This is a genomic window from Caballeronia sp. LZ043 (genome assembly GCF_031451075.1).
Taxonomy (GTDB): domain Bacteria; phylum Pseudomonadota; class Gammaproteobacteria; order Burkholderiales; family Burkholderiaceae; genus Caballeronia.
The window spans coordinates 672175-686792 of the sequence record NZ_JARUXT010000003.1; the positions used below are offsets into that span (position 1 = coordinate 672175).

The 14618-nt window shown below is 65.3% G+C and carries 12 protein-coding genes; 2 read left to right on the forward strand and 10 right to left on the reverse strand.

What is annotated here, in order from left to right; all coding sequences use genetic code 11:
• A complete protein-coding gene (locus QCE64_RS23215; protein ID WP_309924000.1) occupies positions 1–507 on the reverse strand; it encodes a MarR family winged helix-turn-helix transcriptional regulator in 507 nt (168 codons plus the stop codon).
• Positions 508–904: 397 nt separating this feature from the next.
• Between QCE64_RS23215 and QCE64_RS23220 the strand changes: the two genes are divergently transcribed.
• On the forward strand, positions 905–2227 hold the full coding sequence (locus QCE64_RS23220) for an MFS transporter (protein ID WP_310006469.1): 1323 nt from the start codon (positions 905–907) through the stop codon (positions 2225–2227).
• A gap of 86 nt (positions 2228–2313) precedes the next feature.
• Positions 2314–3525: a benzoate/H(+) symporter BenE family transporter gene (locus tag QCE64_RS23225; RefSeq protein ID WP_309924004.1), complete on the forward strand. Its 1212-nt coding sequence runs from the start codon at positions 2314–2316 to the stop codon at positions 3523–3525.
• Positions 3526–3532: 7 nt separating this feature from the next.
• Here the strand turns inward: QCE64_RS23225 and tssM are convergent, their stop codons facing one another.
• The 9 genes from tssM to tssB all read right to left on the reverse strand — a co-directional run bounded on the left by tssM (position 3533) and on the right by tssB (position 14600).
• Positions 3533–7555, reverse strand: coding sequence for a type VI secretion system membrane subunit TssM (gene tssM, locus QCE64_RS23230; protein WP_310006471.1), 4023 nt, complete (start codon positions 7553–7555; stop codon positions 3533–3535).
• Between the two features lie 81 nt (positions 7556–7636).
• Positions 7637–8965: a type VI secretion system protein TssL, long form gene (gene tssL, locus QCE64_RS23235; protein WP_404987452.1), complete on the reverse strand. Its 1329-nt coding sequence runs from the start codon at positions 8963–8965 to the stop codon at positions 7637–7639.
• Positions 8966–8995: 30 nt separating this feature from the next.
• A complete protein-coding gene (gene tssK, locus QCE64_RS23240) occupies positions 8996–10342 on the reverse strand; it encodes a type VI secretion system baseplate subunit TssK (protein WP_309933501.1) in 1347 nt (448 codons plus the stop codon).
• 11 nt (positions 10343–10353) lie between these two features.
• Positions 10354–10944 (reverse strand): type VI secretion system lipoprotein TssJ, encoded by a 591-nt coding sequence (gene tssJ / locus QCE64_RS23245; RefSeq protein ID WP_310006475.1) that lies wholly within the window; start codon positions 10942–10944, stop codon positions 10354–10356.
• A 112-nt stretch (positions 10945–11056) separates the two neighbouring features.
• Complete coding sequence (locus QCE64_RS23250; RefSeq protein ID WP_309924012.1) at positions 11057–11539, reverse strand: type VI secretion system tube protein Hcp; 483 nt, start codon at positions 11537–11539, stop codon at positions 11057–11059.
• Between the two features lie 29 nt (positions 11540–11568).
• Entirely contained in the window at positions 11569–12105 is a 537-nt protein-coding gene (locus tag QCE64_RS23255) for a hypothetical protein (RefSeq protein ID WP_310006477.1), read from the reverse strand.
• Positions 12102–12464: a tlde1 domain-containing protein gene (locus QCE64_RS23260; RefSeq protein ID WP_309924016.1), complete on the reverse strand. Its 363-nt coding sequence runs from the start codon at positions 12462–12464 to the stop codon at positions 12102–12104. Before QCE64_RS23260 ends, QCE64_RS23255 begins: the two co-directional genes overlap by 4 nt.
• A gap of 20 nt (positions 12465–12484) precedes the next feature.
• Positions 12485–13987, reverse strand: a complete 1503-nt coding sequence (gene tssC / locus QCE64_RS23265) for a type VI secretion system contractile sheath large subunit (protein ID WP_309924019.1) — start codon at positions 13985–13987, stop codon at positions 12485–12487.
• Between the two features lie 73 nt (positions 13988–14060).
• Positions 14061–14600 carry a type VI secretion system contractile sheath small subunit gene (gene tssB, locus QCE64_RS23270; protein ID WP_309924021.1) on the reverse strand — a complete coding sequence of 180 codons (540 nt, stop codon included), beginning with the start codon at positions 14598–14600 and terminating at the stop codon, positions 14061–14063.
• Positions 14601–14618 lie beyond the last annotated feature (18 nt).

Sequence of the window (14618 nt, forward strand, 5' to 3'; positions counted from 1 at the left end):
TCAGTCGAAGTGCTTGAGCGAAGTCCGGCCGTACTGGTTGTTCCCCTCGACGAGCTTCATCATCATGCGCACGAAATGAACGCGATCTTCGGCACTGAGCGGTTCGAGAAACTTCACCTGCGCCTGGCGCATGCTGCCGTACATCTCCTTCATCGTGCGGCGGCCCTTCGCGGTGATGTTGGCGAGCTTCAGGCGGCCGTCGTTCGGGCTCGGTTCGCGCTTGACCAGGCCGCGTTCCTCGAGCCGGCGCAACACGTCCGCCATGGTCGTGCGATCCACGCCCACCTCCGCACACAGCGACGTCTGGTCGAGACCGGGTCGTTCGCTCAAGGTGGTCAGCAAGCCGTATTGCACCGGCGTGATGGCGAAGTCCTTGCAGCACTCGAAGAAGAGCGCGATGTGAATCTGGTTGAGCCGCCGGATCAGAAAGCCCGGGCGTTGCCACAAATGTCCGGTTTCGATGCCGCTGTCGGAGACGGCCGCTTTTTTCTCGGCTGCGGTGCCCATCCTTTACCTTTTTCGAAGAAGTTTCGTCACACGGGAGTGTAGCCTTCGCGCGCGGGGTCTGTCACAGGCGCGGTCACGGAGCATGCTTTCACATGGTGCCCGATGCACCGTATCCGGGACCACGACGGCCGCGTCGATTGTAGGGGCAATCATGCTTGCGCCGCCATTTTTTTCCGGATACAAAGCTATCAATCAGCGTACTGATGAAATGCCTCGGGTTGCATTGCAGCATGTCGATGATGGATGTCGGATCACGAAGTCAATAGAAGGACGCGTCGCGCAGTGATCAGTGCGATCGGTTCATGTGCAATGTCCCGCAATGCGCATGAATGATCAGCATGCTGATTAAAAAGCGAATACGTTGAACCTCACCTCACTCAGTGCCTTGGAGTTTCACATGAGTTCTACCCCTGTACGGACGGACGACGTCGCCATCAAAGGGCGGTCGATGTCAGGCAACGACATCAAGACGCTGATGCTGGCGTCGCTGGGCGGTGCGCTCGAATACTACGACTTCATCGTCGCGGTGTTCTTCACCAAGCTGCTTGCAACGGTGTTCTTCCCGCCGCAGACACCCGAGTGGCTCGCGCAGCTCGAAGTGTTCTGCATCTTCGCGGCGGGCTATCTGGTGCGGCCGATCGGCGGCATCTTCTTCGCGCACTTCGGCGACCGGATCGGCCGCAAGAAAATGTTCGCGCTGAGCCTGTTCCTGATGGCCGCGCCGACGCTGCTCATCGGCTTGCTGCCCAGCTACGCGATGCTCGGCATCGTCGCGCCGCTGCTGTTCCTGTTGTGCCGCGTGTTGCAGGGGCTGTCGGTCGGCGGAGAAGTGCCGGGCGCATGGATCTTCTGTTCGGAGCACGTGCGGCGCGACCGCATCGGTCTCGCGTGCGGCCTGCTGATGTCGGGGCTGTGCACCGGCATCCTGCTCGGCGCGCTGTCGGCGAAGTTCCTGATCGGCAACATGGATCCGGCCGAACTCAAGACCTGGGGCTGGCGCGTGCCGTTCATCGCGGGCGGCGTGTTCGGTCTGATCTCGGTCTATCTGCGCCGCTATCTGCAGGAGACGCCCGTGTTCGAGGCGCTGCGCGCCAAGCGTGAGGCCGATGCGCGCCTGCCGCTCGCGGTCGTGCTGAAGGAGCATCGCGGCGCGGTGATCGTCTCGCTGCTCGCCACGTGGGTGTTCTCGGGCATCTTCGTGCTGTACTTCCTCTACACGCCGACCTTCCTCCAGACGCAATTCCACTTCGCGCCGAAGGACGTCTTCACCAACAATTCGTGGTCGATCTTCGGCCTGATTCTCGGCAGCACCTTCGCCGGATGGGCCGCGGACAAGATTGGCGGAGGGCGCGCGTATGCCATCGGCAGCGTGGCGATGCTGCTCGTGACCGGCGCGTTCTACCTGAGCCTGAACGCGGGCAGCACGTCGGTCTGGGCGCTGTATATTGCCGGCGGCTTCCTGATCGGCACGATCACGCTCGGGCCGTACATCATCGTCAAGAGCTTTCCGGCCGAAGTGCGTTTCACCGGCTTCGCGCTCTCGTACAACACGGCCTATGCGATCTTCGGCGGCACCGCGCCCGCCATCGCGTCCTTCATGGTGGGACGGCAGGGCGTGACGATGGCGCCCGCATGGTACATTGCCGCGTTGTGCGTGCTCGGCGTGATCATCGGCCTCATCTGGCGCGCGCCGGTGCACGCCGAAGCGGCCGCGCACTGACGCACGGCCTGGGTTCCGTCGCGGTCTTGCACGCTTTCACTGTTTCAGCGTTTCGGTGCGAGACCGCTTGCGCAAGAGCACTCTCCATGTCCGTTGGCGACACAAGCGGCGATCACGGCCTCGGCCGCTCGTGGCTTCTCTATCTCTCACTCGCGTTCGCGAGCATGAGTTTCTCCGCGACCGGCCCGGTCGCCATCATCATCGCCGCGTCGCGTGAAGGCGGCTTGAGCTTCGCGCAGACGTCGTCGTGGTTGTTCGCGTCGATCGGCATCAACGGGCTCGCGAGCATTGCGATCAGCTGGAAGACGCGCCAGCCGCTCTTGTTCCTGTGGACGATTCCCGGCGCGGTGCTCGCCGCACCGGTGATCGCGCAATACGGTTTCGGGGCGGCAGTGGGGACGTATCTCGTATGCGCGGCCGTGCTGCTCGTGCTGGGCGTGACGAACCTCGTCGGCTTGCTCGACCGCTGGGTGCCGATGCCCATCGTCATGGCGATGATCGCCGGACTCTTCATCAAGTACGTGCTGGCCGTGGTGCATTCGACCGTGGCTGCGCCGCTCATCGGCGGCTGCATGCTGCTGTGCTTCTTCGGCCTGCTGTGGCTCGAACGCCGCAACGCGGCGCCCATGCCGCCGCTGATCGGCGCGATGCTGGCGGGCGCGGCGGTGCTGTTCGCGACCGGCTTCAGGCTGCCGAGCCACAGCGGCGGCGCGTGGATCGCGACGCCCGCGTTGATCGTGCCGCGCTTCGACCTTCACGCGATCTCGCAACTGCTGCTGCCGCTGCTGATCACCGTGCTGTTCGTGCAGAACGCGCAGGGTATCGCGGTGACGCGCGCGTCGGGTTATCGGACGTCGTTGCGCCTCGTGACGCTCGTCAGCGCCGCGCTCACGGCGATCACCGCGCCCTTCGGCGGCTGTCCCTCGGTGCTGGCCGGGCCGAGCAATGCGATCCTGGTGTCGGGCGGCACGCACGGACGACACTTTCTCGGCGCGTTGATGGCGGGCGTCATCTGCGTGACGATCGGCGTGTGTTCGACGGCCTATGTATTTCTTCTGACGAGCCTGCCCGGCGCGTACATCGCGATCCTCGCCGGACTGGCGATGATGGGCGTGCTCGAAAAGTCGTTCGTCAGCGCGTTCCGTTCGGCCTTGCCCTTGAGCGCGATGATCGTGTTCGTCGTCACCTTGAGCGATGTCACGCTGCTGGGCGTGGGCGCAGCCTTCTGGGGTGTGGTGGCCGGTTGCCTCGTGTATTACGCGATCGAACAGCCGCGCGGCGGGGAAACGCGCGCGTAGCCTTCGTTCACGGCGAAGCCGGCATGGTCGACGGCGCCGGCAGCCCGGGCGGCGGACCGCTGTCCGCGAGATCGAACAGCGGGACGGCGGCGGGGCAGTGAAAGGCGGTGAGCAGGTCGCTCGTCAGCGGATTGGCGAGGCTGCCGGTGCTCGCGATATCGAGCGCCGCCTTGCGCCCGTCGAAATCGAACACGACGCGCACGCGCCCCGGCGTCGCGGTCGGCACGATCTGGCCGCGTCCGAGCAGGCGCATCAGCGCCCACGGGCCGTCCACCGAGAGGGTCGAGGTGTCCGTGCGGATCCGCGGGCTCGCCGTGAGCTCGACGTGCACGCCGCCGCGCGGTCCCGGCCAGGCGATGCGCAGCGGCGTCACGGGACCGTGCTGATACAGCATGCCTTGCCCGTCGATGTCGATGGCCAGACTCAGGATCGTGGGATCGAGTTCGGGGACGCGCACGTCCGCTTTCCAGGCAATCTGCTTGCCCTGTTCGCCGAAGAAGACCTGGCGGATCGCCTGCGCGCGCTGGAAGGGCACGAGATCCGGGCCTTGCACGGGGGCCGTCGAGCCGGGCAGCGTGCGGTAGCGCCAGGGCTGTGACGACGTATCGACGAAGGGCGCCAGGTTCTTGATGAAGAAATCGTCGAACAGGCCGCCTTGCGCGAACATGCGGGTGAAATCGTCGATGCTGATGTCGCGCGCGCTGTCCCGCACGAACGGATAGTTGCCCTCGACGGCCAGGCGGCATGCATCGCCGACCACCGCCTGGGTCTGGTGCGAGAGCAGTTGTCCCACGCCCTGGTTTACGTCGCGCGAGCCTTGCAGGGCGAGCGCCTGCAACACCGCGCGAAACGGCGCGGGCATGGTGTCGGCGGCCATCTTGAGCTTCGCGGAGGCGTCGTTCGGCGGCGGCAGGCCATTGTTCGACAGCGCGGTTTCGGCGATGGTCAACGCCGTGTAGGTGTCGTTGAGCAAGGTGGCGACGCCGTCGAGTCCCGTCTGGCGTGCCTGCGCCGACGCGGATGCGGACGGTGCGCCCTGCGCCGCTCGCGCCGGTGCGTCCGGCCGGACCTGCGCCTCGCCCGTCACCATCTCGCGCAGCGCGGCGAAGCGGTCGTCGACGAGTTCGCGCTCCACGCGCTCCTGCGCCCGCATGCCGAAACCTTTCGTCTTGCTGTTGAGCGCGGCGTCCGCCTGATCGAGCAGCGATCGCTTTTCATCCGTCAGGCTTCTGGTGAGCGTGGTCTCGCGCGCGGCGGCGAATGCCAGTCGCGCGAGCGGCGAATCAGGCGCAGCGAACTGCCGCATGATCTGCAGGTTGAAGCCGGCACTCGAACCGGTCACCGGACGAATGTCCGCCAGGAACGCGCTCCAGTGCTGCCGATACTCCGTCAGATACAGGCGGCGGATGGCGTCGGTCAGCGCATCGTCCCCGCCGCTGGCGGCGCTCACGAATTCAGCCGTTTTTTTTTGAGCCTCGCGTACGCCGCCGGTCCAGCCCGAGAGATACGCCCGTCCCATGACCCAGGCGTCGTCGTCGCGCGCGATCTTGAGGAATTCCGCCAGACGACGGTCGAACAGGGCGCGGTAGCCATCGAACGTGAAGAGGCCTGGCACGCCGCGCGAAAGCGGTTCTCCGCTCGCGCGCGTGAACGACATGCCCGCCTGCGGTCCCACCGCGCGCAGCAGCGTGAAGTCGTCCGGGGCGTCGTCCTGCATCGCGGCCTTCGCGCGGTCATACAGCCGTTGCGTGCCGTTGCTCTGGTCGAGAAAGCTTCGCGCGCGTTCGATCAGCGCGTCGTTGCGGATGAGCGGCGACTGCACGACGCGCTGCCCCGCGAAGAGCCGGTCCAGATGCTCCAGCATCGATGCACGGCCGCCGTAGGCCGACGCGCTGTCCGTTCTCGACCAGTCGTCCAGCACCCAGGTCTTGATTTCGCTGCCGTTGAACTTCGCGGGCTCGTACAACATCAGGTAGACGCGCAGCGCGCTGTAGGCGGCTTTTGGGTCCTGCCGTGCAATGGCCTGCGCGATGACCGCCTCGATGCGATGCACGAGCTGGGGCAGCAGCAGACTGGCTTCGAGAGCGCGATAAGTTGCGCCGCTCGCGTCGACGATGCCGGGCGCCACGTACAGACCATAACGATAGCTTGCATCGGGACGGGCGAGATCGAGGCCTGTCCGGGCGGGCAGGTGCAGGGCGTCGGTCAGGGCATCGGGCACGCCGTCGGGCCTGGGCTCGCGATAGAGTTGCGCGACCTTCGCGGAGAGCGCCTGGGTCTTGTGCGTGACGGCTTCCAGGTAGCGGCTGTTATTGCCGAAGCTTTCATGCAGGGCGACGGCCAGCCACGCGAACAGCAGCACCGCGAGCGCATGGCCGATCAGCCGCAGCAGGCGGAAGCGATATTCCCAACGCAGGTTGGGCCGCACCAGATGCGCTTCGGGCAGGATCACCTTCCGGAAGACATCGTGCAGGAAGTAGCTTCGGTTGCCGGCTGGACTGGCCGGATTTGCCGTTGCCTGACGGCCCGTGAGCGCGTGGTCGACGCCGTCAGCCAGGCGCCGGGCGATCGTCGCGGGTTCGGCCGGCAGCGGCAGGCCTTCTTGCGCGGCGCTCGTGAAGTACACGCCGCGCAGCAACGGATGATGTTCGGTGTCGTCGTAGCGCGTGCCGGTGAAAAGCCGCGCGAAACACTCCGCGAGCGGCCCGGCGAGCGCGGCGAAGGCCTCGGGAAAGGCCACGAGACGGCGGCGGCGGTCGAGGTCGAATTCGTCTTCGAGGCGCGTGTTGAGGCCGTCGGCCAGACGCGCCGCCAGCAACGCGAGCTCTTCACGGCAGCGCGCTTCGGTGGCCGGCGACGCGACCGGCAGCGTGAAGCCCCAGACCTGCGCGCGATGCTCCTCGGTCAGCGCGGCAAAGTAATCGGCAAAGCCGCTCAGGCGGTCCATCTGCGTGACGATCAGATACACCGGAAAGCGGACCCCGAGCGTGCGGCGCAGGTCCGCGAGCCGCGCGCGGAGGGCGTCGGCTTCGGCTTCGCGCAGGGTGACGTCGGCGGCGGTGAGCAGGTCGAGGCGGATCGTCAGCAGCGCGCCGTTGATTGGCGCACGCGGACGGTGGCGGCGCAGCATTCGCAGAAAACCCAGCCATTCCTGCCTGTCGGTTTCGCGCCGGTTCGGAAGGTCCGTGTGGATGCTGGGATGCAAGGGCGCGACATTCGCTGAGCGAAGGCCCGCGGCTGCGGCCTGTGTTTCGCTGGCCGAGGTCAGCGGATGGGAGGACTGGCCCGGACGCGTGTAATAGCCGGGCGTGTCGATGCACAAGGCTTCGTCGGTGAGCCACCAGTCGACGGTCGGATCGGCGGGCGCATCCGGGCGCGCCTGCCGGAGCGCGACGCTCGCGGGCACCGGCAGCCCCGCATTGAGCAGCGCGCGCGTCTTGCCCGAACCCTCCGAACCGAGCGCGATGAACCAGGGCAATTCATACAGGTGACGGGTGCGCTGGAAGAGACGGGCGAAGCCGCCCGTGCGCGTGCTCTTGAGGCTCTCCAGCATGCTCCTGAAGCGCGTTTCGAGTTGCCGGAGTTTGGGGTTCGCCAGTGATTCCGGTTTGTTGCTGTTGCCGAAAGCGAGCGCGCGGCGCAGGAACTGTTCGTCGCTGCGCATGCGGCACCAGATGCGGTACAGCAGCCAGCCCACGAAGACCGCGACGACGGCGGCGATGGCGACGATGCGCGCGTCCGTGGACGCGAACGGTTTCCTCTCGCCAAAGCTCAGCAGGGGCGCGGCATGCCAGATGAGCAGGCAGAGCAGCGCGCCGAACACGAGCGCCATCGACGCATGTCTGAGCCGGAGGAGCGCGCCGCACAGGATCAGCGCGATCACGGTCACGCGCAACGCGACGCTCTCGAGCGGCTTGAGTCCGCCGAACGCAAAGTATGGCCCGATGAACCAGACGGCCAGCACGAGCAGCAGCAGCGCGATGATCGCGAAAAACAGGCGTGAGAACAGGAACGACAACAGCTTCTTCATTCTTCGGGTCCACTTCGGGTCCAGTAGCGACGTTCGGCGTGAAGGCTTACGCGAGTGCAGGCGGTGCGGTCCGAGCCTCCGTCACGGCACGACGGCAATCTCGACGCGCCGGTTCACCGCGCGGCCGGACGCCGTGCGGTTGTCGCCGAGGGGACTGGATGCGCCGCGGCCGACTGCCTCCAGCCTGCCCGCCGGCACGCCGGCTGCTTGCAGCTGCTGGACGACCTGTGTGGCGCGTTCGAGCGAGAGCGCGTCGTTGGAGGCGTAGCGACGGCTGCGGATGGGAAGGTTGTCGGTGTAGCCGGTGACCGTGACCCGGCCGGGAACCCGGGCCACTTCGCCGGCGATTTTCACGATCAGCGGAGTCATCGCGGCGTTCACGTCGATGCCGCCCGGCGCGAACATCGCGTCGCCGCGGAAGGTCACGGTGCTGTGGCGTGCGTCTTCATCGACGCTCACCATGTTGGCTGCGATCTCGTTTTCGAGCAGTTCGCGCAGACGCGGTACGCGCGGCGCGGGCGGCGGCGTCATGCGTCCGATCTCGATGATCCGCGTTTCGAGCAAGGCGCCTTCGCTGAGCAAGTGATACTTGAACCAGCCGAACAGGCCAAGCAACGCGAGACCGAGGACGGTGAAGCTGATCCATGCAGGGAAGTTCCACAGCGAGAGGCGTTTGCCGTGTGCGGTGGAGTCGGCGTGGGGGGAGAGGGCCAGGGGGAGGGGATTGCGGCCTTCCTGAATCTTGTTGAACAGGAGGCGGCGGATTCCGTCATGCCTGCGCGCACCGTCCGCCAGCGTTCGATACGTGCCCATGAAACCCAGACTGAGCACCCGATAGATGACTTCGATCAGGTCTAGGTGTTCGTGAGAATCCTCCAACAGGCGACCGATGAGATTGAAGATCTTTACGCCGCCTTTGACATCTTCATGGAACTTCGCCGCCAGAGTTTTGGTACTCCACTTGGCGCCGGGTGAATTGCGGTCCCATTCAGTTTGCATGGCCGCTTCATCAAGAGCCGTAGACAGGCAATAGCTCGCACCGAGCATGTGGTCGCGACGGATATTGGCCTGCTCGCACAAGCGCTGAAAATTGCGCACTTCGTCCTCGAGCAACTGCTGGAGCACCTTCATACCGACTCCAGTGAGGTTATCGGGCATGTCCGCAAGCGCGCGCAGAAGCGGACGCGCCGCTTCGAGCAATGGATTACCCGCCGCGAGAATCGCACGCAGACGTGCCGCGGGGACTTCGCCCGGCGGCATGCGGCTCATAGCAGTTTTGAACGCGACTTCGGCTGCCGTTTCCGCTTGCTTGTCTTGAGCCGGTTGGGCGTGCGTCGCGTTTTGCTGCAATGCCTGTTCGGCATCCGGTGTGATATCAGCCTGTGTAATTTTCCACTCTCCCGATGCCAGCAATCAGTTCTCGCCACCCGCGCCACCGCTTCATCCGCGCACACCCCACAGCTGGAGCTGCAACCCGGGAAACTCACCCGCAACGTGCAGCGCAATACCGCCATGTTTCTCGACGACACTCCAGAGCGGCCCGCCGCGCGCGATTTCGAAATAGACGAAGCCGGCGTTGAACGGAATCTGGCGCGGCGGTACCGGCAGGCTTTGCAGCGGAATGCCCGGCAGATGCGCGCGCACCAGATCCGGCAGACGCTCGGACGGTCCGACCTTGGCCTGAGACGCGAAGCGGTCCGCAAGCGCATCCATCGGCATTTCCGCGAACACGGCGAGCACCACCGAGGAGAACGAGCGCATCTCGCCCGGATCCACGACGGCGTTGCTCACGCCGTAGCCCGCATCATCGAGCGGAATGCGCTGGGCGCTACGCACCAGCACCGCGTTGAGCAGCCACTGCGTGTCTTCGACGATGGGCCGCAGACACAGATGCGGCTCTTCATGCCGGTACGGCGGATGCGTGTCGAGCGGACGGCGCGTGGCCGGCCGGACATAAGTAGAGAGTTCGCCGGCCATGCTCAGCAGCAGCGCGTACAGTTTCGCGGGAGAAGTAGTCGGCACGCGGCGCAGATGCTGCAACAGGGGTTCGTAACGATTGAGCGTCTGCAACAGCAAATAGTCCGAGACTTCGGCCACCGAACCCGCTTGGCCGTCGCTGCCGGTGAGCCGCTTCGCGAGCTTGTCGGCGCGCATGTGGAGCAGATCGTGGACGTCGCCGAGCCAGGTGGTCAGCAACGCGCTCGCGCCATATCCGCAGACGGGCGGAACGAGGGATTCGTCCAGTTCGATACTGCCGTCGGCGTGCAAGGACTTGACGCGCGCGAGCGGCAGGCCGATCCACCCGCCGGTCATCTCCTTGCGGGGCAACAGGCGCACGCGCAGATTCGACAGCTGGACAGTCTTGGGCCCCAGGCCGGTGGAGTTGGCGTCGCGCAAGTCGGTGGCGAACACGGAATGACGTGCGAGCGAATCCGCTGAATCGTCGAAGGTGGTTTCTTCGCCGTTGGGCACGCGCACCGGCACCGCGAGGCAGATCTCCTGTTCGAGGTGCTCCTGGCGGATCGTCAGCGGTGCGGGCGGCGGCGTGCTGCCGGGCATGTCGAAGGGCGTGCCGTCGGCGAACAGGCCGCTCGCCGACTTCACGATGACCTTGCCGAGCGCGAGCGCTTCGGAATCGATCGCATAGTGCGAGAAGCCGAAGAAGAACGGTGAAAGCGGCGCGGCGCGCTTGTGTGCGAAATGCTCCAGATACCGCTCCTGTTGCTGAAACAGTTGCGGACAGAGGAAAAGACCTTCGCTCCAGGTGACTTTGTTGTGCCAGCTCATGCGCTATGTGCTCATTCGTTGTGTGGCCGGTTGCCGGAGGGGTCGCCCGGTGGAGCGCCGGATTGCGCGTCGCTGATCCGGATGGCATCGGTATCGAGGTCGATGGCGAGCCGCAGCTTCGGCGCGCGCCGGTACCACGCCGCCGTGGGTGTCGCGGGCAGCAGCGTCGTCGCGCGCCACACGGCGTGGGGCAGGTCGCGATACGCCGCGATCACCCCCAGCGCCGTGCTGGCGCCGTGGGCATTGCGTGCGATGCGCCTGCTCTCGCCCGGCCGCAACATGAACTGGTCCCGCATCACGAGATCTGCGGCGAGCACGGTCTTGTCCTTGTCCTGTAGCGACTGGAAATCCGCCTCGTTGAAAGCGTCGAGACTCTTCAGTTCGTACACGCGCACGAGAATGGGCGCGGCCCTTTTCTGATCGTCGGGATTCACCGTCGATGACGCGCGAATGGCGACGTCGAGTTTCAGCGGCTCGTGTGCGGGCGGGGCGTCGGAGCTTGCGCAGGCGCCGAGTGCAAGTGCGCACACGAGCGCCGACACACGCGCTGATACGAGCGCTGATGCAAGCGAGCACACGAACGAGGCACCGGACGACCACACGGGCGCAGCGACGGAGCGAAGGGAACGAGTCGGCAGAAATCGCATGGATGGCGTCCAGGGCGCTATCCGATGCGTGCGCATCGGATAGCGCGTGAAAAGGCGTCGAGTTCGTTCAGGCTTCCTTGTTGGCTTTGATGTCGAACGTTGCCGTGACGGCTCCGCCGCTGCCGCCCTGTGCGTTCTGCACGATGTACTCCTGCTTCACCTTGGCGAACGACAGGCGCACTTCCTCGCGCACCCCGATCTCCCCGTGGGACCCTGAAGGTTGGACCTTGGTCACCATCACGTCGCTCATGGTGATCTTCAGGTATTCGAGCGGGCTCGTGCCCGCCTTGCGCACCGTGAGGACAGCCTGGTCGATGTGCTTGCCGGTCAGGCAATACTTCATCAGGTTGGGACTCGCGCGGTCCATCAGATGCTCGAAGCTGAGATCGTCGACATTCGCCTTGCCCGCGCCGCCGCCACTGCCTGAGTGCATCATCGAATCCTGCGAGACGCGCCAGCCCCAACTGGCCACTTCGATCTCGCTCTTGTGCGTGGCGTCCTGCGATTCGCCGTCGATACCGTTGATCTTGATGAAGATGTCTTGTGCCATGGTTATCTGTTCCTTGAAGTTGAGGATGTCTATTGCAATTGCGACGAGCTCGTTTCGAGCTGCCGCTGGATGTGCGCGAGCCGGTCCAGGCACGGGGCGCGCCGGACCGCGTCGCCTTCGGGCACGTCCGTTACCGCTGGAATCGTCCGGTCCAGATAGGCCTTCACCTCTCCGGGCGACGGCTCGATGAAGGGCGCGCCGCACACGGCGGAAGTGCCGAGCACGGGCCCGTCGTCGAGCACGCGCAGGACGGCCGCGGGATTCTTCGGCAGCGCTGTGGCGAGGGCGATGGTCAGGCCGATGGACGCGCTCGCGTCCGTACCCTGCGCGAGCCGGGGCGCGAGTTCGACCCACGCGGCGTTGCCGGTTGCGATGCTCTCGAGCACGGCATCGAACTGACCGTCGCGGTCGAGCGAGGCCACGGCGGGACGGGCTCCTTGCGTCTCGATCTCCCCGGCGATGCGCGCGGCGTCCGGCGCGACCTGGGCGCTGGCGCATGCCGAGGCAAGCAGCGCACAGGCGAGAGACGCGGGCAAGCTGGGTTTGAGCAACAGGAATCGCATCATTGGACGATCAATCCCCTGTCGGCGCTGCGGTTGATCTGTTCGCGGACGGGCCGCCCGAGAATCACGCAACCGGTGGACGCCGTGTGATCCTGGTTGTCGCCGTGGATCATGAAGGCGGATCGTCCGAAGGTGGCGGTGCCGACTTCTGGCGTGAGGTCCATCGAGACGGCGCCCGTGCGTACTGAATGACGCGCATTGCCGATCCGATAACTGCCTCGCGGAATCGGGCCCACGTTCTGGATGTTTTCCATGGCGGGGTTGTTGCGGCCATTTCCTGCGCCGGAATAGCCGTTTCTGGCGACGATGTTGCCGTCCGGATCGCTGAGCGTGCCGGTGGTGCGGGTATAGGTCCAGGGCATGACGGTTCCTCCAGACTGATTCAGGCGGTTTGCTTCACGGAAGGCAGGCGGGCGACGAGTCTCAGCGATACCGTGAGCCCCTCGAGCTGGAAATGCGGACGCAGGAAGAACTTCGCCTGGTAGTAGCCCGGGTTGTCCTCGAGATCCTCGACGACGACTTCGGCTGCCGCGAGCGGACGGCTGGCCTTCGTGTCCTGCGAGGAGTTGGCGGGGTCCGCGTCGACGTAATTCATGATCCAGCCGTTCAGCCACTGCTGCATTTCCTCGCGTTCGCGGAACGAGCCGATCTTGTCGCGCACGATGCACTTGAGGTAATGCGCGAAACGCGAACACGCGAACAGATACGGCAGACGGGCAGAGAGATTCGCGTTCGCGGTGGCGTCCGGGTCGTGGTATTCCGCCGGCTTCTGCAGCGACTGGGCGCCAATGAACGTGGCGTGGTCGGTGTTCTTGCGGTGGATCAGCGGAATCAGGCCGTTCTTCGAGAGTTCTGCTTCGCGGCGGTCGGAAATGGCGATCTCGGTCGGACATTTCATGTCGACGCCGCCGTCGTCGGTCGGAAAGGTATGGCAGGGCAGGCTGTCCACCGTGCCGCCGGATTCGACGCCGCGAATCAGCGAGCACCAGCCATACAGCTTGAACGAGCGGTTGATGTTCACGCCCATCGCATAGGCGGCATTGGCCCATGCGAACCGCTGATGATCCGCGCCGTCGGTTTCCTCTTCGAAGTCGAATTGGTCGACCGGATTGCTCTTGGCGCCGTAGGGCAGACGCGCGAGGAAACGCGGCATGGCAAGACCCACATAGCGCGCATCCTCGGTGGTGCGCAACGAGTTCCACGGCGCATATTCGAGGTTCTGCGCGAAGATCCGGGACAGGTCGCGCGGGTTGGCGAGTTCCTGCCACGATTCCATCTGCAGGACGGCGGGCGACGCGCCGGAAATGAACGGCGTATGCGCCGCCGCGGCGACCTTGGCGATCGACCCGAGAAGGTCCACGTCGGGCGGCGTGTGGTCGAAGTAGTAATCAGCGACGAGACAGCCGTAGGGCTGGCCGCCCAGTTGCCCGTACTCCTCCTCGTAGATCTGCTTGAACAGCGGGCTCTGGTCCCATGCCAGCCCCTTGTAGCGCTTCATCGTGCGGCGCAGGTCGTTCTTGGATACGTCCATGAAGCGGATCTTGAGGCGCTCGTCCGTTTCGGTGTTCGACACCAGATGATGCAACCCGCGCCAGGCCGATTCGAGCTGCTGGAAATCAGCGTGATGCAGGATCAGGTTGATCTGCTCGGAAAGCTTGCGATCGATCTGCGCGATGATCGCTTCGATGCTCTTGTAGGCGTCGTCGCTGATGGTGAGCGTCTGCTGCAAGGCCTGTTCGGCCAGCGTCTGCACGGCCTGTTCCACCGCTTCGCGCGCGGCCGGCGTCTTGGGGCGGAACTCCTGATTCAGCAGCGCGGAGATGTCGCCGTGGGCGAACGGGGCTGTCGGGGCGGCTGCGCTCGCCTGGACCTGGTTGACTGTCATGACGGATCTCGGTCGTGTCTCGGTCGGGTTCGGGGTGCCGGAGCCGCGCGTGCGCAAGGCGTCCGGCGGCGGATCAGTTCAGCGTGGCTTCGACGGCGTCCGGCGCGCTGTCGGCGGCGGCCTTTGGCGCAACCGTGAGGGACTTGAGCAGCGCCGGGTCGCGCAGAAGCGTATTGACGAGCGCTTCCGCGCCGGACTTGCCGTCCATGTACGTTTGCAGGTTGGCAAGCTGGGTGCGTGCCTCCAGCAACCGGCTCAGTGCGTCCACCTTGCTTGCGACCGCGGCGGGCGAGAAGTCCTCGATGCTCTCGAACGTCATGTCCACCATCAACTGGCCTTCGCCCGTGAGTGTGTTGTGGACCGGGAACGCCACCCGCGGCTTGATGGCCTTCATGCGCTCGTCGAAGTTGTCGATGTCGATTTCCAGGAAGCGCCGGTCCGCGACGGCCAGCAACGGTTCGACTGGCTTGCCGGACAGGTCCGCGAGCACGCCCATGACAAAGGGCAGTTCGACTTTCTTCTCGGAACCGTAGACCTCGACGTCGTATTCGATCTGCACGCGCGGCGGGCGGTTGCGCGCGATGAACTTCTGGGAATTGTTGGCCTGCGACATACGTGCCTCCGTGATCTG